This is a genomic window from Pseudomonas sp. GV085 (genome assembly GCF_003050925.1).
Lineage (GTDB): Bacteria > Pseudomonadota > Gammaproteobacteria > Pseudomonadales > Pseudomonadaceae > Aquipseudomonas.
The window spans coordinates 680518-703986 of sequence record NZ_QAOV01000001.1; the positions used below are offsets into that span (position 1 = coordinate 680518).

The following is a 23469-nucleotide window of genomic DNA, read 5'->3' on the forward strand; positions in this document are numbered from 1 at the left end:
ATCATCCGCGGCATGACGACGACTACCCTCCCGACTCCAAGCGTACAACTGCTTGAGGTCTCGCCGGAATATGCCGGCCAACGTATTGATAATTTCCTTCTCGCCCGACTCAAAGGCGTGCCCAAGACCTTGATTTACCGCATTTTGCGCAAAGGCGAAGTGCGGGTGAACAAAGGTCGGATCAAGCCCGAGTACAAGCTGCAGGCGGGCGACATCGTGCGCGTGCCGCCGGTTCGAGTGCCCGAGCGCGACGAGCCGGTGCCACTGGCGCAGGGGTTGCTGCAGCGACTCGAAGCCTCGATTGTCTTCGAAGACAAGGCCCTGATCGTGATCAACAAGCCTGCGGGCATTGCTGTGCACGGCGGTAGCGGCCTGACTTTCGGGGTGATCGAAGCCTTTCGTCAGTTGCGCCCCGATTGCAAGGAGCTCGAGCTGGTTCACCGTCTCGACCGTGATACCTCCGGCCTGTTGATGATCGCCAAGAAGCGCAGCATGTTGCGCCACTTGCACACTGCGTTGCGCGGTGATGGCGTCGACAAGCGCTACATGGCGCTGGTCCGCGGTAACTGGGCGAGCTCGATCAAGCAAGTCCGTGCGTCGCTGGGCAAGAGCAATCTGCGCTCCGGCGAGCGCATGGTTGAGGTCGACGAGGAGGAGGGGAAGGAGTCCGTGACCGTGTTCAAGGTCCTGCGCCGCTTCGGCGACTTTGCCACCATGATCGAGGCCAAACCGATTACCGGCCGGACTCACCAGATCCGTGTCCACACCCTGCACGCCGGGCATTGCATCGCTGGCGACACCAAGTATGGCGACGAAGGTTTCAGCAAGGAAATCCGCGATCTGGGCGGCAAGCGTCTGTTCCTGCACGCCTACATGCTGACCGTGCCACTTCCCGATGGCGGTGAGCTGAAGCTGCAAGCGCCGGTCGACGAGATGTGGGCCAAAACCGTGGAGCGATTGAGTGCGCCCATCTGATTACAAGCTGCTGATCTTCGATTGGGACGGCACGCTGGCCGATTCCATTGGCCGGATTGTCGAGGCCATGCACGTTGCCTCGCAGCGCTCCGGATTTGAGCTGCGCGATGATTTTGCCGTCAAAGGCATCATCGGCCTGGGCTTGCCGGAAGCGATCCGCACCCTGTACCCCGAGATTGATGATGGCGAACTGATCGCGTTCCGCGAGCACTATGCCGAACATTACATTGCGTCGGAAGCCGTGCCTTCGCCGCTGTTCGAGGGTGTGGTCGAGTCGCTCGAGGCATTTCGTGCCGAGGGTTATCATCTGGCCGTGGCGACCGGCAAGGCCCGTCGCGGGCTGGACCGGGTGTTGAAGTCCCATGGCTGGGAGAGCTACTTCGATATCACCCGCGCGGCCGACGAGACCGCCAGCAAGCCCCATCCACTGATGCTCGAGCAGATTCTCGCGCATTGCGAGGTCCGCCCGGAACAAGCATTGATGGTTGGTGATTCGTCCTTTGATTTGCAGATGGCGCGCAACGCCGGCATGGGGTCGGTGGCTGTCAGCTATGGCGCTCAATCGATCGATGCGTTGAAGTTGTATGAGCCGCGGCTGGCCATTGACCGTTTTTCAGAATTGCATGCCTGGCTGAGTCAGCGGGCTTAACCGGTTGTTTTTGGGGTGGATGGCATGACCGACGAATGGAAGGCGCCCGCCAAGGCGAGCGCAGAGAGCGGTGACGACAAGAGCTGGAAGCTGCTGGAAAAGACGCTGCTGGCCGGCATACAGGAACAGCGCCGATCCCGTCGCTGGGGGATATTCTTCAAATCACTGACTTTTGTGTATCTGTTCGGTGCCATTGCCCTGTTTTCGCCGCTGATGGATATGGAGAAGGCAGCTACCCTCAGTGCCAATTACACGGCGTTGATCGATGTGACAGGCATGATTGCCGACAAGGAGCCCGCCAGCGCAGACAATATCGTTGGCAGTCTGCGCGCGGCTTTCGAGGACAAGAAGGTCAAGGGCGTCATCCTGCGCATCAATAGCCCGGGCGGCAGTCCGGTGCAGTCGGGTTATGTCTATGACGAGATCCGCCGTCTGCGCGGCCTGCACCCGGACATCAAGCTGTATGCGGTCATTTCCGACCTGGGGGCTTCCGGCGCTTACTACATCGCCAGCGCGGCAGATCAGATCTACGCCGACAAGGCCAGCCTGGTCGGCTCCATCGGAGTAACGGCTGCCGGTTATGGCTTTGTTGGCACCATGGAGAAGCTGGGCGTCGAGCGGCGCACTTACACCGCTGGCGAACACAAGTCGTTCCTCGATCCGTTCCTGCCGCAAAAGCCGGAAGAAACTGTTTTTTGGCAGGGCGTGCTCGATACGACCCACAAGCAGTTCATCGGCAGCGTCAAGCAGGGGCGCGGCGATCGCCTGAAGGACAAGGAGCATCCGGAGCTGTTCTCCGGCCTGGTCTGGTCCGGCGAGCAGGCGCTGCCGCTGGGGTTGATCGATGGGCTGGGTAATGCCAGTTCGGTTGCGCGGGATGTGATCGGCGAGAAAGAGCTGGTGGACTTCACTGTTCAGGAGTCGCCGTTCGATCGCTTCTCGAAAAAGCTCGGTGCCAGCGTGGCTGAGCATTTGGCGATGTGGATGGGGTTTAACGGTCCGTCGCTGCGCTGAATCTCTTGTGATAAAAAAACCGGCTTCAGCCGGTTTTTTTTAGAATCAAAAGATCTTTTGATCTTCAGGGGATTTGCACGCCTTCGGTCAGGAGCATGTCGGTCAAGCGAATCAGTGGCAGGCCGACGAGGCTGGTGGCGTCAGGGCCTTCCGTGCTTTGAAACAGGCTCACCCCCAACCCTTCGGCCTTGAAGCTGCCTGCGCAGTCGTAGGGTTGCTCGGCGTGCAGGTAGCGTTCGATGCGGGTCGCGTCGAGTGTGCGCATGTGTACGGTGAACGGCACGCAATCGACCTGGCAGTGTCCGGTCTGGCTGTTGAGCAGGGCCAGGCCGGTCAGGAATGTCACGCGGGCACCGCTGGCGGCCAGCAGTTGTTCACGGGCCTTTTCGAAGCTGTGGGGCTTTCCGATAATCCGTTCTCCCAGTACGGCGACCTGATCGGAGCCGATTATCAGATGAGCGGTATGGCTGTCGGCCAGGGCTCGTGCTTTCTCTTCGGCGAGGCGCTTGACCAGCTCGATGGCGGATTCGCCCGGGCGATGGCTTTCGTCGATATCCGGCGAGCTGCACGTGAAAGGCAACTGCAAGCGGGCCAGCAATTCCCGGCGATAGACCGAGCCAGAAGCGAGTAATAAAGGCAGCATGCGCATCTCCAGAAGGCAGGTGCGAATTCTAGCGAGGCTTGCAAGTGACGGACAGGGCTGAATTTCCTTTGACATGGGCGGGTGCATCCCTATAATGCTGCGCCTATGTTGAATGACCCGATTCCACCTCACGTTGACCCGCGCAAATTGGCTGATCGTGGCACCACCCTTCAAGGTGAAATGCTGCTGGCCGATTTGGAGAGACTCTGCGACCCGCTTTCCGACAATGTCGGTACGGTGCAGGCTAAATTCGTTTTTGAACGAGATGAACGTAAATCTGTGGTCATCCACAGCTTTATCGACACTGAAGTCAAAATGGTTTGCCAGCGTTGTCTTGAGCTGGTCACCCTGCCGATCCACAGCGAATGCAGTTACGCCGTGGTGAAGGAGGGTGCGAATACCCAGTCGTTGCCGAAAGGTTATGACGTGCTGGAACTGGGCGAAGATCCTTTGGATCTGCAGTCACTGATCGAGGAGGAGCTTCTGCTCGCCTTGCCCATTGTGCCTGCTCATCATCCGGAAGAATGCCAGCAGCCGGCGGGTCTCGATGAGCCCGAACCGAGCGAGGACGAGGTAACGCGGTCCAACCCGTTCAGTGTATTGGCGCAGTTAAAGCGTGACCCAAACGTTTAGGAGTTAATCAATTATGGCTGTTCAGCAGAACAAAAAATCCCGCTCTGCCCGTGACATGCGCCGTTCGCACGACGCTCTCGAGGCTAGCACTCTGTCTGTAGAAAAAACCACCGGTGAAGTTCACCTGCGTCACCACGTATCGCCAGAAGGCGTATACCGTGGCCGTAAAGTGATCGACAAGGGCGCTGACGAGTAATCACTTGTCCGCTCAAGTCATCGCGATTGACGCAATGGGCGGGGACTTCGGTCCCCGCAGCATTGTTCAGGCCAGCCTTGCTTGTCTGTCTGCTACACCCTCGCTGCACCTGACCCTCGTCGGTCAACCCTCCCTGCTTGAAGAATTGATCGCTGGCCATTCGGCTGTGGATCGCGCGCGCCTGTCGATTGCCCCGGCGAGCGAAGTCATTACCATGGACGAAAAACCCACCCAGGCCTTGCGTGGCAAGCCTGACTCGTCGATGCGTGTCGCCCTGGAATTGTTGCGCGACGGCAAAGTCCAGGCCTGTGTCAGTGCCGGTAATACCGGGGCGTTGATGGCGTTGTCGCGGTTCGTGCTCAAGACCTTGCCGGGTATTGATCGTCCGGCCATGGTGGCGGCGATTCCGACACAGAAGGGTTACTGCCAATTGCTCGACCTGGGGGCCAACGTCGATTGCAGTGCCGAGCATCTGCTGCAGTTTGCGGTCATGGGCTCGGTTGCAGCGCAAACTCTGGGCATCGCGCGTCCACGGGTGGCGTTGCTGAATATCGGCACCGAAGACATCAAGGGCAACCAGCAGGTCAAGCTGGCCGCCACTTTGTTACAGGCCGCTCGCGGCATCAATTACATCGGTTTCGTCGAAGGTGATGGTTTGTACCGCGGCGAAGCGGATGTGGTGGTGTGTGACGGTTTTGTCGGCAACATCCTGCTCAAATCCAGCGAAGGCCTGGCGACCATGATTGCCGGGCGCATCGAGGCGTTGTTCAGGAAGAACGTAGCCTCTCGCATGGTCGGCGCGCTGGCGCTGCCCTTGATGAAACGTCTGCAGGCCGATCTGGCACCTGCCCGGCATAACGGCGCGAGCTTTCTCGGATTGCAGGGGATCGTGGTGAAGAGCCACGGTTCTGCCGGAGTGCAGGGTTTTCAAAGCGCCATTGAGCGCGCACTGATCGAGATTCAGGAAAACCTGCCCGAGCGCATTCACGGTCGTCTGGAGGATTTATTGCTTTAGGCGTTTTCGTCGGACAATGCTTAAATGTGACCGGTTGGTTCGATGGGCCATCCAACTGTCAGTTTCTTGCGCCCCCAAAGCGGGACGCCAATTTCCGACGACAAGATCATTAGGGGCTTGTTACATGTCTGCTTCCCTCGCATTCGTCTTTCCGGGACAGGGTTCGCAGTCCCTCGGCATGCTGGCCGAGCTGGGCGCGCAACATCCGGTTGTTCTCGAAACATTCAAAGAAGCTTCCGATGCACTGGGTTACGACCTGTGGGCACTGACCCAGCAAGGGCCGGAAGAGCAACTCAATCAAACCGATAAAACCCAGCCAGCCATTCTGACTGCCTCGATCGCCCTGTGGCGTCTGTGGCTGGCGGAAGGTGGCGCGCGCCCGGCATACGTTGCCGGGCACAGCCTGGGTGAATACAGCGCGCTGGTCGCGGCAGGCAGTCTGAGCCTGGGCGATGCAGTGAAGCTCGTCGAACGTCGTGGCCAGCTGATGCAGGAAGCCGTGCCGGCCGGACAAGGCGGTATGGCTGCCATCCTGGGCCTGGACGATGCTGACGTACTGGCGGCCTGTGCCGAAGCGGCGCAAGGCGAAGTGGTCAGCGCGGTGAATTTCAACTCGCCGGGCCAGGTGGTCATCGCCGGTGCCAAGGCTGCCGTCGAGCGCGCCATCGAAGGCTGCAAGGCACGTGGCGCCAAGCGCGCCATGCCGTTGCCGGTCAGCGTGCCGTCCCATTGCGAGCTGATGCGCCCGGCTGCCGAGCGTTTCGCCGAATCGATCGCCGCTATCGACTGGCAGGCACCGCAGATTCCTGTGGTACAGAACGTCAGTGCCCAGGTGCCGGCCGATCTGGAAACCCTCAAGCGTGATCTGCTCGAACAGCTGTACAAGCCAGTACGCTGGGTCGAATCCGTACAGGCGCTGGCAGCCAAGGGCGCGACCAATCTGGTCGAGTGCGGCCCGGGCAAAGTACTGGCCGGTCTGAACAAACGCTGCGCCGAAGGCGTGTCGACATCCAACCTCAATACCCCAGACGCTTTCGCTGCCGCCCGTGCAGCGCTGGCCTGAATCAGGAGAAGCTTGCATGAGTCTGCAAGGTAAAGTTGCACTGGTCACCGGTGCGAGCCGTGGCATCGGCCAGGCCATCGCCCTGGAACTGGGTCGTCAGGGCGCCATCGTTGTGGGTACCGCGACCTCCGCGTCGGGTGCCGAGCGCATTGCCGCGACCCTGAAGGAAAACGGTATTCAAGGTACTGGCCTGGAACTCAATGTCACCAGCGACGAGTCCGTGGCGGCTGTTCTGGCGAGCATTCAGGAGCAGTTCGGTGCGCCGGCGATCCTGGTCAACAATGCTGGCATCACCCGCGATAACCTGATGATGCGCATGAAAGACGACGAGTGGCATGACGTTGTCGATACCAACCTGAACAGTCTGTTCCGCCTGTCCAAGGGCGTTTTGCGCGGCATGACCAAAGCCCGTTGGGGCCGAATTATCAGTATTGGTTCGGTTGTGGGTGCCATGGGCAACGCAGGCCAAGTAAACTACGCTGCCGCCAAGGCCGGCCTGGAAGGTTTCAGCCGTGCTCTGGCACGTGAAGTCGGTTCGCGTTCGATTACGGTAAACTCGGTGGCCCCAGGGTTCATCGATACCGATATGACCCGTGAACTGCCCGAAGCGCAGCGTGAAGCCTTGCAGACGCAGATTCCGCTGGGTCGTCTGGGGCAGGCTCAAGAGATCGCGTCCGTGGTCGCTTTTCTTGCGTCGGACGGTGCGGCTTACGTTACCGGAGCTACAATCCCGGTGAACGGCGGGATGTACATGTAATTCAAATGTGACGGATTGCTTCAAAAAAATGTCATACGAGCTGTCTAAAATCCGTTATAAAGCTGCAATCTATTTTATCGGCATAGGGTCACCGGGTTTGAGGAGTGAAGCTTTCAGTTGAAAAGCTGAAAAGTCTTTCTATACACTTACCCACTGGCCAGCTGCCTGAATTTGTCCATTAGGAGTGAAAACAAGGTATGAGCACCATCGAAGAGCGCGTCAAGAAAATCGTTGCTGAGCAACTGGGCGTTAAAGAAGAAGAAGTGGTCAACACTGCTTCCTTCGTAGAAGACCTGGGTGCCGACTCCCTTGACACCGTTGAGCTGGTGATGGCTCTGGAAGAGGAATTCGAGACCGAAATCCCTGACGAAGAAGCCGAGAAGATCACTACCGTACAAGCTGCAATCGACTACGTTACTAGCCACCAGGCGTAATAGTTCGTAATCGTTGCTCGCTGTCGTGGAAAAACCGCACTGCCATCACGGCGTGCGGTTTTTTCTTTAGGCATGATGCAAAGTCGTCATTTGAAAAAGGAGAGTGCTGTGTCGCGTAGACGCGTCGTAGTCACCGGTATGGGTATGTTGTCGCCACTGGGCACGGATGTGCCAAGCAGCTGGCAGGGCATTCTGGCTGGCCGCAGTGGCATTGGTCTGATCGAACACGCCGACCTTTCTGCCTATTCCACTCGTTTTGGCGGCTCGGTAAAGGGCTTCAATGTCGAGGAATACCTGTCGGTCAAGGAAGCCCGCAAGCTCGACCTGTTCATTCAATACGGTCTGGCCGCAGGTTTTCAGGCGGTACGTAACGCCGGCCTGGAAGTCACCGACGCCAACCGTGAGCGCATCGGTGTGGCCATGGGCTCGGGTATTGGTGGTCTGACCAATATCGAAGAAACCGCCCGCACCCTGCACGAGACCGGCCCACGACGGATCTCTCCGTTCTTCGTGCCAGGCTCGATCATCAATATGATTTCCGGTTTCCTGTCGATCCATCTGGGGGCACAGGGACCCAACTACGCCATCGCCACGGCCTGTACCACCGGTACCCACTGCATTGGCATGGCAGCCCGCAACATCATGTACGACGAAGCCGACGTGATGATTGCCGGTGGCGCCGAGATGGCAGCCTGCGGTCTGGGCATGGGCGGCTTCGGTGCCTCCCGCGCGCTGTCGACCCGCAACGACGAGCCGACCCGCGCCAGCCGTCCTTGGGACAAGGGCCGTGATGGCTTCGTGCTGTCCAACGGTGCCGGTGCGCTGGTTCTGGAAGAGCTGGAACACGCCAAGGCCCGTGGTGCGACCATCTACGCCGAGCTGATCGGTTTCGGCACCAGTGGCGATGCCTACCACATGACCTCGCCGCCAGCCGATGGCGCCGGTGCTGCTCGTTGCGTCACCAATGCGCTGCGCGATGCCAAAATCAATGGCGATCAAGTGCAGTACATCAACGCCCACGGCACTTCGACTCCCGCAGGCGACCTGGCCGAAGTCAATGCGATCAAGTCGGTGTTCGGCGATCACGCCTACAAGCTGGCCGTCAGTTCCACCAAGTCCATGACCGGTCACCTGTTGGGTGCGGCGGGCGCGGTCGAGGCGATCTTCAGCGTGCTGGCGATCAACGGCCAGGTAGCGCCGCCGACCATCAACCTCGATGAGCCGGACGAAGGCTGCGACCTCGATTTCGTGCCGCACACGGCGCGCAATATGGATATCGATGTGGTCGTTTCCAACTCCTTCGGTTTTGGCGGCACCAACGGCTCGCTGGTGTTCCGCCGGTTCGCAGGCTGATGGACAGCTGGGTCGACGGTCAGCCGGCTGACGCTTTGTCGCTGAAGGATCGCGGCCTGGCTTATGGCGATGGTCTGTTCGAGACGATCGCCGTGCGCAACGGGCAGCCCGTATTGCTGGAACGGCATCTGTCGCGTCTGGCGGACGGCTGTTCGCGTCTGGCGCTTGCCGCCGATCAGGCGTTGATCCGCAGCGAACTGCTGGCCTACGCCGCGGCACTGGGTGACGGGGTGCTCAAGCTCATCCTCACTCGTGGCGATGGTCTGCGCGGTTACGCCCCGGATCCTTCGGCTCAGGCCCGACGCATTCTGCAAGGCAATCCACCCGCGGCTTACCCTGCCGTGCATGGCGAGCAGGGTGTTCGTCTGTTTCCTTGCACCACGCGATTGTCCAGACAGCCATTACTGGCCGGCCTCAAGCACCTGAACCGTCTTGAGCAAGTCCTCGCCCGTGCCGAATGGCAGGACACCGAGCATGCCGAAGGCTTGATGCTCGATCAGGCCGGGCGCGTGATTGAAGGCGTGTTCAGCAATTTGTTCCTGGTGCGTGATGGTGTACTCGTCACCGCCGACCTCAAGCGCTGCGGCGTGGCCGGCGTGATGCGTGGCGAAATATTGTTTCAGGCCAGGTCGCTGGGAATCCCCACGCAAATCACCGACATTCCCCTCGAACAACTGCAATGGGCTGACGAAGTCTTTGTCTGCAACAGCGTGTATGGCGTTTGGCCGGTGCGCGCCTGTGCTGCTCTTCACTGGCCGGTTGGGCCGCTCACCCGTAAACTCCAAACCATTGCCCGTGCGCTACTGGATGCTTGATACGTGAGACGTAAATTCTTGCTGCTGCTGGAAACCGGACTGGTTCTGGCGGGGCTGCTGTTGGGTGCTTCAGCCTGGAAAATTCATTCGGCGCTGGTACAGCCGCTGAACATTGCCCAGGAGCAATTGCTGGATGTGCCCAAGGGCACCACGCCGACCCGCACCCTCTACCGACTCGAAGCCAATGGCGTCATCAAGGACGCATTCTGGCTGCGGGTATATTGGCGCTTCAACCTCGCCAGGCAACCCCTGCACAGCGGTGAATACCGCATGAAGCCGGGCATGACCGTCGAAGGCCTGATCGACCTGTGGAAACGCGGGGAAATGGTTCAGTACAGCCTGACCCTGGTCGAAGGCTGGAATTTCCGTCAGGTCCGCGCAGCGCTGGCCAAAGAAGAGAAGCTCGACCATAGCCTCGACGGTTTGAGCGACAGTCAGGTCATGGACAAGCTCGGCCACAGCGGGATTTTCCCGGAAGGGCGCTTCTTCCCTGACACTTATCGCTACGTGCGCGGCATGACCGATATCGAACTGCTGAAAACCGCTTACGAGCGCCTCGACGAAGTGCTCGCCAAGGAGTGGGAACAGCGTTCTTCCGATGTGCCGTACACCGAACCCTACCAGGCGCTGATCATGGCCTCGCTGGTGGAGAAGGAAACCGGGGTACCGCAGGAGCGCGGGCAAATTGCCGGCGTGTTCGTACGACGCATGGCGATGGGCATGCTGCTGCAGACCGATCCGACGGTGATCTACGGCCTTGGCGACCGCTACAACGGCAAGCTGACCCGGGCTCACCTCAAGGAATCGACGCCCTATAACACCTACATGAATGCGGGCCTGCCGCCGACGCCGATTTCGATGGTCGGTCGCGAAGCCATCCATGCGGCACTCAATCCGGTGGAGGGCAACAGCCTATACTTCGTGGCGCGTGGTGATGGCACTCACGTGTTCTCCGACGACCTGGACGCTCACAACAATGCTGTGAAGGAGTTCCAGCTCAAGCGTCGCGCCGATTATCGCTCCAGCCCGGCGCCTGCCTCCACGGCCGAGACGCCGCCAACCGAGGCTGAGCAAACCGGTACGCAGGAGGCCAAGTCTTCGCAAGAGTTGGCTCCGATCCCGGCCGCTTCACCGAACACGGCTCCCGAGGCGCTGCCGCAAGTGCCGGCGCAAGATCCTGCACCAGCCCCTGAAATGCCGGAACTCGATGCCAACGCACCGAAAAGCCCGCAATGACTCTGACTAAGGACTGCCTGTGACTGGCTTGTTTATTACTCTGGAAGGCCCGGAAGGCGCCGGCAAGAGCACCAACCGCGAATACCTGGCCGAGCGCCTGCGCGCCGCCGGCATCGAGGTGGTGCTGACCCGCGAGCCGGGTGGCACGCCGCTGGCCGAGCGCATCCGTGAAGTGCTGCTGGCCCCGGTCGACGAAGTCATGAACCCGGATACCGAGTTGCTGCTGGTGTTCGCGGCGCGTGCCCAGCATCTGGCCGAGGTGATTCGCCCGGCGCTGGCTCGCGGTGCCGTGGTCTTGTGTGATCGTTTTACCGATTCGACATACGCCTACCAGGGCGGCGGCCGTGGCTTGTCGCTGGAGCGCATCGCGGCCCTGGAAGCCTTCGTCCAGGGCGATCTGCGCCCGCACCTGACGCTGATTTTCGATCTGCCTGTCGAGGTGGGTCTGGCCCGCGCCAGTGCTCGCGGTCGTCTGGATCGCTTCGAACGCGAAGGCCGGACCTTTTTCGATGCCGTACGCAAAGCCTTCCTCAAACGGGCCGAGGCGGATCCGGCGCGTTATGTGCTGGTCGATGCTGCCCAGCCGTTGGCACAGGTTCAGCAATCGCTGGATGCCTTGCTGCCGCGCCTGCTGGAGTTGAGCCGTGGCTGAGGCCTATCCGTGGCAGGAAACCCTCTGGCAGCACCTGGCTGGTCGCGCCCAGCATGCGCATGCCTACCTGCTGCATGGCCCGGCCGGGATCGGCAAGCGGGCACTGGCCGAGCGCCTGATGGCCAGCTTGCTGTGCCAGCGCCCGAATGCGCTGCAAGCCTGTGGTGAATGCAAATCCTGTTTGCTGCTCAAGGCTGGCAGCCACCCGGATAACTACATCCTGGAACCGGAAGAAGCCGACAAGGCGATCAAGGTCGATCAGGTTCGCGATCTGGTCGGTTTCGTGGTGCAGACTGCACAGTTGGGCGGGCGCAAGGTGGTGTTGATCGAGCCGGCCGAGTCGATGAACATCAATGCCGCCAACGCCTTGCTCAAAAGCCTTGAAGAACCGTCCGGCGATACGGTTTTGTTGCTGGTCAGCCATCAGCCCAGCCGATTGTTGCCAACCATCAAGAGTCGCTGCGTGCAGCAGGCCTGTCCGCTGCCGGGCGAGGCCATGAGCTTGAAGTGGCTGGCTCAGGCGTTGCCGGAGTGTTCCGAAGAAGAGCGCATCGAACTGCTGACACTGGCCGCCGGTTCGCCACTGGCGGCGGTCAATCTTCAGGCCCAGGGCGTGCGTGAGCAACGTATGCAAGTGGTGGAAGGGGTGAAAAAACTCCTCAAGCAACAGCAGTCGCCGACGCAACTGGCCGAAGAGTGGAAAAACATTCCGATGTTGCGCCTGTTCGATTGGTTCTGCGATTGGTCGAGCCTGATCCTGCGCTATCAGTTGACCCAGGACGAAGCTGGCCTGGGCCTTGCCGACATGCGCAAGGTCGTGCAATACCTGGCGCAGAAAAGCGCCCAGGGCAAAGTCCTCGATATTCAGGACTGGATCCTCGCCCAAAGGCAGAAAGTCCTGAGCAAGGCCAACCTCAATCCGGCCTTGCTGCTGGAGGCATTGCTGGTGCAATGGGCGTCGTTGCCTGGCCAAAGATGACTGTCCGCGCCTAGACTCCGAGTATCAGAACATCCGACCGTCCCACTCATTCGATGTAAGTTGCAGCCCTTTTATGCTCGTAGATTCCCATTGTCACCTCGATCGCCTCGACCTGGCCGCCCACGACGGTTCCCTGGATGCTGCTCTTGATGCGGCCCGACAGCGCGGGGTAGGGCACTTTCTGTGTATCGGTGTCAGCGCGGACAACGCGGCCGACGTCAAAGCCCTGGCCGAACGTTATGACGACGTCGACTGCTCGGTGGGTGTGCACCCTCTGGATGTGCAGCCGGGTGCCGCGCCGGCGCTGGACTGGCTGTTGCAGGAGCTCAATCACCCGCGGGTGGTCGCCATCGGTGAAACCGGCCTCGATTATCACTACGAGCCGGAAGCGGCGCAGTTGCAGCAGGAATCCTTTCGCCTGCACCTGCAAGCGGCGCAGCAGACCGGCAAACCGGTGATCATCCACACCCGCGGCGCCCGCGCCGATACCCTGGACTTGTTGCGTGAAGCGGCGTTGCCCCAGGCAGGTGTATTGCATTGCTTTACCGAAGACTGGGAAATGGCGAAGGCTGCACTGGACATGGGCTATTACATTTCCCTGTCCGGGATTGTCACATTCCGCAATGCCGACGCGTTGCGCGATGTGGCCAGCAAGGTGCCGGCCGACCGATTGCTGGTGGAAACCGACTCGCCGTACCTGGCGCCGATACCCTATCGCGGCAAGCCAAACCTGCCGCAGTACGTGCGTGAAGTTGCGGAATTTCTGGCAATGTTGCGTGGTGAGCCCTACGAGCGTTTTGCCGAGCAGACCACTGAGAACTTCAAGCGGTTGTTTCCGTTGGCGCATGTGAAATCGGTTTAGGGTTCGAAGCCGCTTTCGCAAGCAGGCTCGCTCCCACAAGGTTGAATCGCAGGCAAAAAAAACCCGGGTTCTGGGGGGTGAATCCGGGTTAAGACCATTAGGAGTAAAACAATGGCACGCGGTCCTTTGGTACCAATATCGGCGTGACACTTGGGGGAGATGCCCCGCCGACAGTTCAAGTATTGATCAGGATCGCGCCTCGTCCAGTTTGGCGGCCCGGGTTTTTAAACAAATTTGGAATACGTGCGCTTCGGAAGAGTTCTCATCACCCTGTAAACGTGCGCAGAATGACCAGAAAGCGCAGATATGGTCGGATGATCCGTGCATTTTGGCGCAAGTTAGGCATAATACGCGGCTTCGAATTTTGACCCCGACAGACCTTTTCTTATGCATAAAGAACCTCGTAAGGTCCGTGAATTTCGTCGCCGCGAGCAGGAAATTCTCGATACCGCGCTCAAGCTGTTCCTCGAACAAGGTGAAGACAGTGTCACCGTCGAGATGATCGCTGATGCCGTCGGTATCGGCAAAGGCACGATCTACAAGCACTTCAAGTCCAAGGCGGAAATCTATCTGCGCCTGATGCTCGACTACGAGCGCGATTTGAACACACTGCTGCATTCGGCCGATGTCGACAAGGACAAGGAAGCCCTGTCCCGGGCGTACTTCGAATTCCGCATGCGCGATCCACAACGCTATCGCCTGTTCGACCGTCTCGAAGAGAAAGTGGTCAAGGGCAACCAGGTGCCGGAGATGATCGAGGAACTGCACAAGATCCGTGCCTCGAACTTCGAACGCCTGACCCTGCTGATCAAAGGCCGGATCAGTGAAGGCAAGCTGGAAGATGTACCGCCTTACTTCCATTACTGCGCGGCCTGGGCGTTGGTGCACGGTGCTGTCGCGCTGTATCACTCGCCGTTCTGGAGCAATGTGCTGGAAGATCAGGAAGGTTTCTTCCAGTTCCTGATGGACATCGGCGTGCGCATGGGTAACAAGCGCAAGCGCGACACCGACACTCCCGGCAGCTGAGCCATTCAGTTGCCTTATTGCGCCATGATTTCGCTACTTGGCGCAGTGCCGCAGGAATATACTCAGGTAGAGGACTTGCTAAAACTTGATTTATGGGTCAAGTTTTAGCGGCCCGATATTCTTCCGCCGGAGTGACCATGATCGTTGACCGTCAAGGCAGGCGTTTTCGCAACTTGCGAATCAGTCTGACTTCAGCCTGCAATTACGCCTGTACCTACTGTGTGCCCAATGGCAAGCGGCTGGTGGCTGCGCAGGATGAGTTGTCGGCCGAAGCCATGGCACGCGGTGTGGCTTATCTGATTGAAGCGGCGGGGATCGAGCGTCTGCGCATTACCGGTGGCGAGCCGCTGGTCAGCCCGAAACTCGAAGCGTTCATGACGGCGGTCGGGCAGATGGGCCTGGAAGACATCAGCCTGACCACCAATGGCCAGTTGCTGGCGAAGAAACTGCCACTGCTGGTGAACGCCGGCATTCGGCGCCTCAACGTTTCCCTCGATACTCTCGACGCCAGTGCATTCCGTGCCATTGCCCGGGGCGGCGACCTGGCCACCGTGCTCAACGGCATGAGCGAGGCCAGTGCGGCCGGCATGAAGATCAAGGTCAACATGGTGCCGCTGCGCGGGCAGAACCTTGATCAAGTGATGCCGCTGCTCGACTACTGTCTGGAGCGTGGTTATGAACTGCGCTTCATCGAGCTGATGCGCATGGGCCATCTGGCCAGCGATTCCAATGCCTTTCTGCAGCAGTTCGTCAGCCTCCAGCAACTGTTGAGCCTGATCGGTGAGCGCTACGAATACCGGCAGGCCGACGCGCCGGTCGATGCGACAGCGGTGCGCTATGAAATCCCCGGCCAGGGTTATTTCGGCGTGATCGCCAACGAGAGCGTGCCTTTCTGTCGGACCTGTTCACGCTTGCGTTTATCTTCCACCGGGTGGCTGCATGGCTGCCTGTCGTCGAGCAATCGCCATTACATCGGCGACCTGCTGGACAAGCCGCGCCATCAAGCACTGCCGGCCTTGCAACGCCTTCTGGTGAAAGCCCTGGGCGACAAGCAGGAAGTGGCGTTCTCTGGTGGTGCGACTGTCATGAAGATTATTGGCGGCTAGACCGGCCTCATCGCGGGCAAGCCACGCTCCCACAAGGTTTGCGTAAATCCTTGTAGGAGCGAGCTTGCTCGCGATGGCTATAGATCAGTCAACAAGGCTCATGAGCTGGCGCAAAAGCTGCATCCTACGGCCATTCGCCGGTTTTCCGACACCGGCCTCTGGAGGATAGGATGCGTAGCCTGGTTTTGCTGCTGGCCGTTTTGGCACTTGGTGGCTGCATGAACGTCAGCGATATGGCCAAAGGGACTCGTTACCATATGAGCGATGCGGGGTTACTCGATCACAGTGACAGCCGTCGCGTAAACAATCTGCGCATTCAACCGGACTCGTTCGTCTACATCGCCCAAGGTGCTTTCATGCCAGCGGGCAGCTCCGTTTACCCACGGCCCAACGTGATTGCCGAAGTCGCGTTCGATGGCTTCGTCGAATACTTCCCGATGGTCCGCCGTGCCCGTACGCCGGAAGGCCTCGACCAGGCCATGGGCGAAGCCCGTGCCGCCGGGGCGCACTATCTGCTCTACACCCGATTTGCCAAGTCTGACGACCGTATCGGCAACTCGGACGAGTGGCTGGACCAGGAAGCCCTGGATCGTCTCGGCATCGATAGCGGTATGATTCAGATTATGTTGATCGAGACCAGCACCCAGTATTTGATTGATACTGCGACCATCAAGAGTCGTGGCGGTTTACTGACGTTCCACGATAAAAAACCCGAAGACCTGATGGGCCCGCCGCTGGAACAATACGCGCGCAGCCTGCTGGGGCTCGGCGACCAGTAATGCCAAGGAGAACGCCATGAGTGGCCCGCAAAAAGCCAACGACCTGCTGGGGCAAATCCCCAAGACCAAAGGCTTGCCGCCGGTGCACCTGTGGAATCCCGATTTCTGCGGCGACATCGACATGCGCATCGCCCGCGACGGCACCTGGTATTACCTGGGCACGCCGATCGGGCGCAAGCCGATGGTCAAGCTGTTCTCCACCATCATTCGCCGCGACGGCGATGATTATTTCCTGATCACGCCGGTCGAAAAGGTCGGCATCAAGGTCGACGATGCGCCGTTCGTGGCGATTGCGGTGGACGTGGAAGGCGAGGGCGAGGCGCAGGTGTTGCGCTTTACCACCAACGTCGATGAAAGCACCGAGGCCGGTGCCGAGCACCCGATGCGCGTGGTCATCGACCCGGTAACGCAGGAACCGGCCCCTTATGTGCATGTGCGCAGCAATCTTGAAGCCTTGATCCATCGCAACGTGTTCTATCAATTGGTGGAGCTGGCAGTGAGCCGCGAGATCGACGGCCAGCGCTGGCTCGGTGTATGGAGTGGCGGCGAGTTCTTCCCCATCGGCCTCGAGCCCTGAAAAGATCGCAGCCTGCGGTCAGCTCCTACAGGAGTCCACATTCCCCTGTAGGAGCTGCCGCAGGCGGCGATCTTTTTTATTTGACATCCAATCGTATGATGATTAGCGTGAGCTTCCATCACGTACGGCTTTGAGGTGTCCATGTCCAGCAGCTTTCATGCTTCGACCGTTGATTGGCTGGGATGCTGGCTCGCCACGGGACAGGTCAAGCCCGGTGAGTCACTCAAGGTCGAAGCCGACCTCGGCGAACAACTCGGCGTGAGCCGCACGGTCATCCGCGAAGCGATCAAAACCCTGGTTGCCAAAGGCATGCTCGAAGTCGGCCCGAAGGTTGGCACGCGGGTGTTGCCGGTGCGGCGCTGGAACCTCTTCGATCCACAAGTCGTCGGCTGGTTGTCGCGCAGCGGCTTGCCGGAAAACTTCGTCGACGATCTGCTCGACCTGCGCCGCACCATCGAACCGATGGCCGTGCGCTGGGCCTGCGAGCGCGCAACCGGCGAACAGGTGAACGCGATCCTGCTGGCCTGCAACGCGCTGGAACGGGCGGTGGACAGCGGCATCGATTACAACCGTGCCGACCAGTTCTTCCACGAGTGCATCCTCGCTGCCAGCCACAATCAATTCATCGAACAAATGGTTCCCGCCCTCGGTGCGTTGCTGGCGGTGGCTTTTGAAGTGTCCGCCGCCGACCCGGATGAACTGCGTCGCACCTTGCCGATTCACCGGGACCTGGCCGAGGCAATCGCGGCCCGTGATACCGCCCGGGGTGTCTGGGCCTGCATGACCCTGATCGATAACGCCGACCTTGCGATCAAGCGTTACTACCCGCAAGTCATGGCCGATAAAAAAGCCGGCTGACAACGAAGGGCTACTGTAGGAGCGAGCTTGCTCGCGAAGGTGTATCAGCTACCACGAGGTCGACTGGCACACCTTCGTGAGCAAGCTAGCTCCTACACCCCCGAAACAAGAACAAAGCAGGAGGTTTCATGACGTTGACGGCGGTGACCGAACATCGGGCGAAACTGGGCGAAGGCCCGTTCTGGGATGCGCCGACCCAGGCGCTGTATTGGGTGGATATCGCGGGCAAACAGGCACTGCGGTTGATCGGCGCCAACGTGCAGATCTGGCAGATGCCGGAACATGTGTCGGCCTTCATCCCCTGTGAAAGCGGTGATGCGCTGGTGACATTGAGCAGCGGGGTTTATCGGCTCGATCTTGATTCACCCGGCCTGGAACCGCGCCTGACGTTGCTCTGCGTTGCTGATCCGCAACCAGGCAACCGCCCCAACGAAGCCCGCTGCGACGCCCAGGGCCGGCTCTGGCTCGGCACCATGCAAAACAATATCGGAGAACACGGCGAAGACCTGCCCATCGTCCGTCGTTCCGGTGGACTGTTCCGCATCGATCGTGCCGGGCGGGTTGCGCCATTGCTGCGCAATCTGGGCATTCCCAACACGCTGCTGTGGAGCGATGACGCCACCAGCGTGTATTTCGGCGACAGCCTCGACGGCACCTTGTATCGACATTTCATCTGTACCGACGGTGCCCTCGATACGCCGCAGCTCTGGTTTGGTCCGCACGGACGAGGCGGCCCGGACGGTTCGGCGATGGATGCCGAAGGTTTTATCTGGAATGCCCGTTGGGACGGCAGTTGCCTGCTCAGGTTGAGCCCGGACGGCAACGTCGATCGGATCATCGAACTGCCGGTCAGTCGTCCCACCAGCTGTGTGTTCGGCGGTGCAGACCTGACAACCCTGTACATCACCAGTGCGGCAAGTCCGCTGGGCCATCCGTTGGATGGGGCCGTGTTGTCGATTCCAGTGGATGTGCCTGGAAAGCATTGCACACGGTTTGCTGGATAAATCCCAAAATATGGGATGTTAATATATATATTGAGATTTTACGCGGGCCGGGTTTATAGTCGGCCTCACCAGTTCCATGCACTCACACTTAAAAAAACAAAACAGGTGAAGTGATGCAGCGAAGTTTCCCCGTGCTCCCTTGCGCAGACAGTGCCTCAAACCGTTTCCAGGCTGAAACGTTTTCGCGCTCACCCGTTTCTTCCTCAACGCCTTTTGACCGGACATCGACAGATGCCCGGTTTTCGTCGTGTTTTCGAACAGGAGTCTTGATCCATGGCTGAACCACTATCATTGCCACCGGTACCCGAACCGCCCAAGGGCGAACGCCTGAAAAACAAGGTCGTGTTACTGACCGGTGCCGCCCAGGGCATTGGCGAAGCGATTGTGGCGACCTTCGCGTCCCAGCAGGCCAGGCTGATCATCAGTGACGTTCAGGCCGAGAAAGTCGAGAAGGTCGCGGCGCACTGGCGGGGCCAGGGCGCCGATGTGGTGGCGATCAAGGCCGACGTGTCGCGTCAACAGGATTTACACGCCATGGCCCGGCTGGCGATCGACCTGCATGGCCGGATCGACGTGCTGGTCAACTGCGCCGGGGTCAACGTGTTCCGTGATCCGCTGGAAATGACCGAAGAAGACTGGCATCGCTGCTTTGCCATCGACCTCGATGGCGCCTGGTACGGTTGCAAGGCGGTGCTGCCGCAGATGATCGAGCAGGGCATCGGCAGCATCATCAACATTGCCTCCACCCATTCCTCCCACATCATTCCGGGCTGCTTCCCGTACCCGGTGGCCAAGCATGGCCTGCTCGGCCTGACCCGCGCGCTGGGCATCGAATATGCGGCCAAGGGCATCCGCGTCAATGCCATTGCGCCTGGCTATATCGAAACCCAGATCAACATCGATTACTGGAACGGTTTCGCCGACCCCCACGCCGAACGCCAGCGCGCGTTTGACCTGCACCCGCCGCGTCGCATCGGTCAGCCGATCGAAGTGGCAATGACCGCCGTGTTCCTGGCCAGCGATGAAGCGCCGTTCATCAATGCCTCGTGCATCACTATCGATGGCGGACGCTCGGTGATGTACCACGATTGAGTGATCGGGCTTTCAGGCGTACTACTACGTCTGAAATCCAATCATCATACGATATGACTATTGGTAGTACGGTTTTACCGCCCATTGGTTAACAAAGAACGCTTTCAAAGAACACTCAAGAACAATAACAAGGAGTCAGCTTATGAATCGTCGTCATGCTATCCGTTCACTGTGCTGTGCCGCGTTGGCGGTCTCGGCGGTCAGCCTGAGCAGCGCGCTGCTGGCGGCCGAGCAAGTGAAAATCGGTTTCCTGGTCAAGCAAGCGGAGGAGCCCTGGTTCCAGACCGAATGGGCCTTTGCCGAAAAGGCCGGGAAAGAGAAGGGCTTCACCCTGATCAAGATCGCCGTGCCGGACGGTGAGAAAACCCTTTCTGCCATCGACAGCCTCGCGGCCAACGGCGCCAAAGGCTTCGTGATCTGCCCGCCGGACGTGTCCCTGGGACCTGCGATCATGGCCAAGGCCAAACTCAACGGGCTGAAGGTGATTGCCGTCGATGACCGTTTCGTCGATGCCAGCGGCAAGTTCATGGAGGATGTGCCATACCTCGGCATGGCCGCGTTCGAAGTCGGCCAGAAGCAGGGCAACGCCATGGCCACCGAGGCGAAGAAGCGCGGCTGGGAGTGGAAAGACACCTATGCGGTGATCAACACCTACAACGAACTCGACACCGGCAAGAAGCGCACCGACGGCTCGGTCAAGGCACTCGAAGACGCCGGCATGCCGAAAGACCACATCCTGTTCGCGGCCCTCAAGACCCTCGACGTACCAGGCAGCATGGACGCCACCAACTCCGCGCTGGTGAAACTGCCGGGTGCGGCGAAGAACCTGATCATTGGTGGCATGAACGACAACACGGTCCTGGGCGGCGTGCGCGCCACCGAGAGTGCGGGTTTCGCTGCGGCCAACGTGATCGGCATCGGCATCAACGGTACCGACGCCATCGGCGAGCTGAAGAAACCCGACAGCGGCTTCTACGGCTCGATGCTGCCAAGCCCGCACATCGAGGGCTACAACACCGCGAGCATGATGTACGAGTGGGTCACCACCGGCACTGAACCGGCGAAATTCACCGCCATGGACGACGTGACGCTGATCACCCGCGACAACTTCAAGCAGGAACTGGAAAAGATCGGCCTGTGGAACTGACAGCCGTTTGATTTCAGCGGCGGCCTCGGCGACGGGGCTGCCTGACCGGTTTGAAGAGGTGGGTTATGCACACGCAAACAAATACACAACAACACAGCGGCAGCTTGCGCTTCAACGGGATCGGCAAGACCTTTCCCGGGGTGAAGGCGCTGGACAACATCAGCTTCGTCGCCCATCCGGGGCAGGTTCATGCCTTGATGGGCGAGAACGGTGCCGGCAAGTCGACGCTGCTGAAAATCCTCGGTGGGGCCTATACGCCCAGCAGCGGTGCCTTGCAGATCGGCGAGCGGGCGATGGACTTCAAGTCCACCGCCGACAGCATCGGCAGTGGCGTCGCCGTGATCCACCAGGAGCTGCATCTGGTGCCGGAAATGACCGTGGCGGAGAACCTGTTTCTCGGGCATCTGCCGGCCAGTTTCGGCCTGATCAACCGCGGTGCCCTGCGCCAGCAGGCACTGGCCTGTCTCAAAGGCCTGGCCGATGAAATCGACCCGCAAGAGAAAGTCGGACGCCTGTCCCTCGGCCAGCGGCAACTGGTGGAGATCGCCAAGGCGTTGTCCCGTGGCGCCCATGTGATTGCCTTCGACGAACCCACCAGCAGCCTTTCGGCGCGGGAGATCGAGCGCTTGATGGCGATCATCGGCCGGCTGCGGGACGAGGGCAAAGTGGTGCTCTATGTCTCCCACCGCATGGAAGAAGTGTTCCGCATCTGCAACGCGGTGACGGTGTTCAAGGACGGGCGGTACGTGCGCACGTTCGACGACATGGGCCAGCTGACCCACGATCAACTGGTCACCTGCATGGTCGGTCGTGACATTCAGGACATCTACGATTACCGCCCCCGTCAGCGCGGCGCCGTGGCGCTCAAGGTCGACGGTTTGCTTGGGCCGGGGTTGCGTGAGCCGGTGAGTTTCGAGGTGCACAAAGGCGAAATCCTCGGGCTGTTCGGGCTGGTCGGTGCCGGTCGCACAGAGCTGTTGCGCCTGCTCAGCGGCCTGGCGCGCCACAGCGCCGGACAGCTGAAGCTTCGTGGCCATGAACTGAAGCTGCGTTCACCCCGGGACGCGATTGCCGCCGGGATCCTGTTGTGCCCCGAGGACCGCAAGAAGGAAGGCATCCTGCCGCTGGCCAGCGTCGCCGAGAACATCAACATCAGCGCACGGGGCGCCCATGCCACCTTCGGCTGCCTGTTGCGTGGCCTGTGGGAGAAGGACAACGCCGACCAGCAGATCAAGGCGCTCAAGGTGAAAACGCCCCACGCCGGGCAGCAGATCAAGTTTCTTTCCGGCGGTAATCAGCAGAAGGCCATTCTCGGCCGCTGGCTGTCGATGCCGATGAAAGTGCTGCTGCTTGACGAACCCACCCGCGGCATCGACATCGGTGCCAAGGCCGAGATCTACCAGATCATCCATAACCTGGCGGCCGAGGGGATCGCGGTGATTGTGGTGTCCAGCGACTTGATGGAAGTCATGGGCATTTCCGACCGCATCCTGGTGCTGTGCGAAGGCGCCCTGTGTGGCGAGCTGAGCCGCGAACAGGCCAACGAATCCAACCTGCTGCAACTGGCTTTGCCGCGCCAACGCGCCGACGGCGTGGCGAACTGAGAGGTGACTATGATGACAATCCAAAACAACACCCTGCCAACCACGCGCAAACCGCTGGACCTGCGGCGCTTCCTCGATGACTGGGTGATGCTGCTGGCGGCGGTCGGCATCTTTGTCGCCTGCACCTTGCTGATCGACAACTTCCTGTCACCGCTGAACATGCGTGGCCTGGGCCTGGCGATTTCCACCACCGGGATCGCGGCGTGCACCATGTTGTATTGCCTGGCGTCCGGGCATTTCGACTTGTCGGTGGGCTCGGTGATTGCCTGCGCTGGAGTAGTCGCGGCGGTTGTGATGCGCGACACCGACAGCGTATTTCTCGGTGTCGGTGCGGCGCTGGTGATGGGGCTGATCGTCGGGCTGATCAACGGCATCGTGATTGCCAAGCTGCGAGTCAACGCGCTGATCACCACGCTGGCGACCATGCAGATCGTGCGTGGCCTGGCCTACATCTTCGCCAACGGCAAAGCGGTGGGGGTGTCCCAGGAATCGTTCTTCGTCTTCGGTAACGGCCAGTTGTTCGGCGTGCCGGTACCGATCCTGATCACCATCGTCTGTTTCCTGTTCTTCGGCTGGCTGCTGAACTACACCACCTACGGGCGCAACACCATGGCCATCGGCGGCAATCAGGAAGCGGCGTTGCTGGCCGGTGTGAATGTCGACCGGACCAAGATCATCATCTTCGCCGTGCATGGCGTGATCGGTGCGTTGGCCGGGGTAATCCTGGCCTCGCGCATGACCTCCGGCCAACCGATGATCGGCCAGGGTTTCGAGCTGACGGTGATCTCGGCCTGTGTGCTGGGCGGGGTTTCGTTGAGTGGCGGGATCGGCATGATCCGGCACGTGATTGCCGGGGTACTGATTCTGGCGATCATCGAGAATGCGATGAACCTGAAGAACATTGATACGTTTTATCAGTATGTGATTCGGGGTTCGATTCTGCTTCTGGCCGTCGTGATCGACCGCCTCAAACAACGCTGACCACCGAAGTATTAAGGTA

At 60.0% G+C, this 23469-nt stretch carries 26 protein-coding genes; 25 read left to right on the top strand and 1 reads right to left on the bottom strand.

The window, feature by feature from the left end; genetic code table 11:
- Window positions 1–12: 12 nt before the first annotated feature.
- From rluC to C8K63_RS03190, 3 genes are read left to right on the top strand one after another with little or no spacing between them, the layout of a single operon-like run.
- Window positions 13–975: a 23S rRNA pseudouridine(955/2504/2580) synthase RluC gene (gene rluC / locus C8K63_RS03180; protein ID WP_108215350.1), complete on the top strand. Its 963-nt coding sequence runs from the start codon at window positions 13–15 to the stop codon at window positions 973–975.
- A complete protein-coding gene (locus tag C8K63_RS03185) occupies window positions 962–1624 on the top strand; it encodes an HAD-IA family hydrolase (protein ID WP_108215351.1) in 663 nt (220 codons plus the stop codon). The genes rluC and C8K63_RS03185 overlap by 14 nt, the downstream gene beginning before the upstream one ends.
- Before the next feature lie 24 nt (window positions 1625–1648).
- On the top strand, window positions 1649–2638 hold the full coding sequence (locus tag C8K63_RS03190) for a S49 family peptidase (RefSeq protein WP_108215352.1): 990 nt from the start codon (window positions 1649–1651) through the stop codon (window positions 2636–2638).
- A gap of 64 nt (window positions 2639–2702) precedes the next feature.
- Here the strand turns inward: C8K63_RS03190 and C8K63_RS03195 are convergent, their stop codons facing one another.
- The gene (locus C8K63_RS03195; RefSeq protein WP_108215353.1) at window positions 2703–3281 is read right to left on the bottom strand and encodes a nucleoside triphosphate pyrophosphatase; all 579 of its coding nucleotides are present in this window, start codon (window positions 3279–3281) and stop codon (window positions 2703–2705) included.
- A gap of 105 nt (window positions 3282–3386) precedes the next feature.
- Here C8K63_RS03195 and C8K63_RS03200 point away from each other — a divergent pair, with 105 nt between their 5' ends.
- The 22 genes from C8K63_RS03200 (at window position 3387) to araH (ending at window position 23450) form a co-directional block, all read left to right on the top strand.
- Complete coding sequence (locus C8K63_RS03200; protein WP_008050439.1) at window positions 3387–3914, top strand: YceD family protein; 528 nt, start codon at window positions 3387–3389, stop codon at window positions 3912–3914.
- A gap of 13 nt (window positions 3915–3927) precedes the next feature.
- A complete protein-coding gene (gene rpmF / locus C8K63_RS03205; protein ID WP_003179396.1) occupies window positions 3928–4110 on the top strand; it encodes a 50S ribosomal protein L32 in 183 nt (60 codons plus the stop codon).
- A gap of 4 nt (window positions 4111–4114) precedes the next feature.
- On the top strand, window positions 4115–5125 hold the full coding sequence (gene plsX / locus C8K63_RS03210) for a phosphate acyltransferase PlsX (protein WP_108215354.1): 1011 nt from the start codon (window positions 4115–4117) through the stop codon (window positions 5123–5125).
- Between the two features lie 124 nt (window positions 5126–5249).
- Window positions 5250–6188, top strand: coding sequence for an ACP S-malonyltransferase (fabD, locus tag C8K63_RS03215; protein ID WP_008050436.1), 939 nt, complete (start codon window positions 5250–5252; stop codon window positions 6186–6188).
- 16 nt (window positions 6189–6204) lie between these two features.
- The gene (gene fabG / locus C8K63_RS03220) at window positions 6205–6945 is read left to right on the top strand and encodes a 3-oxoacyl-ACP reductase FabG (protein WP_007997043.1); all 741 of its coding nucleotides are present in this window, start codon (window positions 6205–6207) and stop codon (window positions 6943–6945) included.
- A gap of 197 nt (window positions 6946–7142) precedes the next feature.
- The gene (gene acpP, locus C8K63_RS03225; RefSeq protein WP_003175607.1) at window positions 7143–7379 is read left to right on the top strand and encodes an acyl carrier protein; all 237 of its coding nucleotides are present in this window, start codon (window positions 7143–7145) and stop codon (window positions 7377–7379) included.
- Between the two features lie 108 nt (window positions 7380–7487).
- Window positions 7488–8732 (top strand): beta-ketoacyl-ACP synthase II, encoded by a 1245-nt coding sequence (gene fabF / locus C8K63_RS03230; protein WP_108215355.1) that lies wholly within the window; start codon window positions 7488–7490, stop codon window positions 8730–8732.
- Window positions 8732–9547: an aminodeoxychorismate lyase gene (gene pabC / locus C8K63_RS03235; RefSeq protein WP_108215356.1), complete on the top strand. Its 816-nt coding sequence runs from the start codon at window positions 8732–8734 to the stop codon at window positions 9545–9547. Before fabF ends, pabC begins: the two co-directional genes overlap by 1 nt.
- A gap of 3 nt (window positions 9548–9550) precedes the next feature.
- Complete coding sequence (mltG, locus tag C8K63_RS03240; RefSeq protein ID WP_108215357.1) at window positions 9551–10783, top strand: endolytic transglycosylase MltG; 1233 nt, start codon at window positions 9551–9553, stop codon at window positions 10781–10783.
- A 19-nt stretch (window positions 10784–10802) separates the two neighbouring features.
- Window positions 10803–11435, top strand: a complete 633-nt coding sequence (tmk, locus tag C8K63_RS03245) for a dTMP kinase (RefSeq protein ID WP_108215358.1) — start codon at window positions 10803–10805, stop codon at window positions 11433–11435.
- A complete protein-coding gene (locus tag C8K63_RS03250) occupies window positions 11428–12414 on the top strand; it encodes a DNA polymerase III subunit delta' (RefSeq protein WP_108215359.1) in 987 nt (328 codons plus the stop codon). The genes tmk and C8K63_RS03250 overlap by 8 nt, the downstream gene beginning before the upstream one ends.
- A 73-nt stretch (window positions 12415–12487) precedes the next feature.
- Window positions 12488–13276 (top strand): TatD family hydrolase, encoded by a 789-nt coding sequence (locus C8K63_RS03255; RefSeq protein ID WP_108215360.1) that lies wholly within the window; start codon window positions 12488–12490, stop codon window positions 13274–13276.
- A gap of 387 nt (window positions 13277–13663) precedes the next feature.
- Entirely contained in the window at window positions 13664–14302 is a 639-nt protein-coding gene (locus C8K63_RS03260; protein ID WP_108215361.1) for a TetR/AcrR family transcriptional regulator, read from the top strand.
- A gap of 137 nt (window positions 14303–14439) precedes the next feature.
- A complete protein-coding gene (locus C8K63_RS03265; protein WP_108215362.1) occupies window positions 14440–15408 on the top strand; it encodes a GTP 3',8-cyclase MoaA in 969 nt (322 codons plus the stop codon).
- Window positions 15409–15578: 170 nt separating this feature from the next.
- Window positions 15579–16187, top strand: a complete 609-nt coding sequence (locus C8K63_RS03270) for a DUF4823 domain-containing protein (RefSeq protein WP_108215363.1) — start codon at window positions 15579–15581, stop codon at window positions 16185–16187.
- 16 nt (window positions 16188–16203) lie between these two features.
- Window positions 16204–16764 carry a DUF1285 domain-containing protein gene (locus tag C8K63_RS03275; RefSeq protein ID WP_108215364.1) on the top strand — a complete coding sequence of 187 codons (561 nt, stop codon included), beginning with the start codon at window positions 16204–16206 and terminating at the stop codon, window positions 16762–16764.
- A gap of 141 nt (window positions 16765–16905) precedes the next feature.
- Window positions 16906–17622 (top strand): FadR/GntR family transcriptional regulator, encoded by a 717-nt coding sequence (locus C8K63_RS03280; RefSeq protein WP_108215365.1) that lies wholly within the window; start codon window positions 16906–16908, stop codon window positions 17620–17622.
- A gap of 128 nt (window positions 17623–17750) precedes the next feature.
- Complete coding sequence (locus C8K63_RS03285; protein ID WP_108215366.1) at window positions 17751–18626, top strand: SMP-30/gluconolactonase/LRE family protein; 876 nt, start codon at window positions 17751–17753, stop codon at window positions 18624–18626.
- A gap of 273 nt (window positions 18627–18899) precedes the next feature.
- The gene (locus tag C8K63_RS03290; protein WP_108215367.1) at window positions 18900–19718 is read left to right on the top strand and encodes an SDR family oxidoreductase; all 819 of its coding nucleotides are present in this window, start codon (window positions 18900–18902) and stop codon (window positions 19716–19718) included.
- Window positions 19719–19860: 142 nt separating this feature from the next.
- Window positions 19861–20865 carry a substrate-binding domain-containing protein gene (locus C8K63_RS03295; RefSeq protein ID WP_108215368.1) on the top strand — a complete coding sequence of 335 codons (1005 nt, stop codon included), beginning with the start codon at window positions 19861–19863 and terminating at the stop codon, window positions 20863–20865.
- Between the two features lie 65 nt (window positions 20866–20930).
- On the top strand, window positions 20931–22469 hold the full coding sequence (gene araG, locus C8K63_RS03300) for an L-arabinose ABC transporter ATP-binding protein AraG (RefSeq protein ID WP_108215369.1): 1539 nt from the start codon (window positions 20931–20933) through the stop codon (window positions 22467–22469).
- Between the two features lie 12 nt (window positions 22470–22481).
- Window positions 22482–23450, top strand: a complete 969-nt coding sequence (gene araH / locus C8K63_RS03305) for an L-arabinose ABC transporter permease AraH (protein ID WP_108215479.1) — start codon at window positions 22482–22484, stop codon at window positions 23448–23450.
- The last annotated feature ends 19 nt before the right edge of the window (window positions 23451–23469 follow it).

Excerpts from the sequence above, each read along its gene's own strand:
- araH (WP_108215479.1), top strand. The coding sequence starts at position 22,482 with ATGACAATCCAAAACAACACCCTGCCAACCACGCGCAAACCGCTGGAC.
- C8K63_RS03275 (WP_108215364.1), top strand. The coding sequence starts at position 16,204 with ATGAGTGGCCCGCAAAAAGCCAACGACCTGCTGGGGCAAATCCCCAAG.
- C8K63_RS03285 (WP_108215366.1), top strand. The coding sequence starts at position 17,751 with ATGACGTTGACGGCGGTGACCGAACATCGGGCGAAACTGGGCGAAGGC.
- C8K63_RS03265 (WP_108215362.1), top strand. The coding sequence starts at position 14,440 with ATGATCGTTGACCGTCAAGGCAGGCGTTTTCGCAACTTGCGAATCAGT.
- C8K63_RS03200 (WP_008050439.1), top strand. The coding sequence starts at position 3,387 with ATGTTGAATGACCCGATTCCACCTCACGTTGACCCGCGCAAATTGGCT.
- C8K63_RS03255 (WP_108215360.1), top strand. The coding sequence starts at position 12,488 with ATGCTCGTAGATTCCCATTGTCACCTCGATCGCCTCGACCTGGCCGCC.
- fabD (WP_008050436.1), top strand. The coding sequence starts at position 5,250 with ATGTCTGCTTCCCTCGCATTCGTCTTTCCGGGACAGGGTTCGCAGTCC.
- C8K63_RS03295 (WP_108215368.1), top strand. The coding sequence starts at position 19,861 with ATGAATCGTCGTCATGCTATCCGTTCACTGTGCTGTGCCGCGTTGGCG.
- rpmF (WP_003179396.1), top strand. The coding sequence starts at position 3,928 with ATGGCTGTTCAGCAGAACAAAAAATCCCGCTCTGCCCGTGACATGCGC.
- C8K63_RS03270 (WP_108215363.1), top strand. The coding sequence starts at position 15,579 with ATGCGTAGCCTGGTTTTGCTGCTGGCCGTTTTGGCACTTGGTGGCTGC.
- acpP (WP_003175607.1), top strand. The coding sequence starts at position 7,143 with ATGAGCACCATCGAAGAGCGCGTCAAGAAAATCGTTGCTGAGCAACTG.
- fabG (WP_007997043.1), top strand. The coding sequence starts at position 6,205 with ATGAGTCTGCAAGGTAAAGTTGCACTGGTCACCGGTGCGAGCCGTGGC.
- C8K63_RS03290 (WP_108215367.1), top strand. The coding sequence starts at position 18,900 with ATGGCTGAACCACTATCATTGCCACCGGTACCCGAACCGCCCAAGGGC.
- araG (WP_108215369.1), top strand. The coding sequence starts at position 20,931 with ATGCACACGCAAACAAATACACAACAACACAGCGGCAGCTTGCGCTTC.
- pabC (WP_108215356.1), top strand. The coding sequence starts at position 8,732 with ATGGACAGCTGGGTCGACGGTCAGCCGGCTGACGCTTTGTCGCTGAAG.
- rluC (WP_108215350.1), top strand. The coding sequence starts at position 13 with ATGACGACGACTACCCTCCCGACTCCAAGCGTACAACTGCTTGAGGTC.
- C8K63_RS03195 (WP_108215353.1), bottom strand. The coding sequence starts at position 3,281 with ATGCTGCCTTTATTACTCGCTTCTGGCTCGGTCTATCGCCGGGAATTG.
- C8K63_RS03260 (WP_108215361.1), top strand. The coding sequence starts at position 13,664 with ATGCATAAAGAACCTCGTAAGGTCCGTGAATTTCGTCGCCGCGAGCAG.
- C8K63_RS03280 (WP_108215365.1), top strand. The coding sequence starts at position 16,906 with ATGTCCAGCAGCTTTCATGCTTCGACCGTTGATTGGCTGGGATGCTGG.
- C8K63_RS03190 (WP_108215352.1), top strand. The coding sequence starts at position 1,649 with ATGACCGACGAATGGAAGGCGCCCGCCAAGGCGAGCGCAGAGAGCGGT.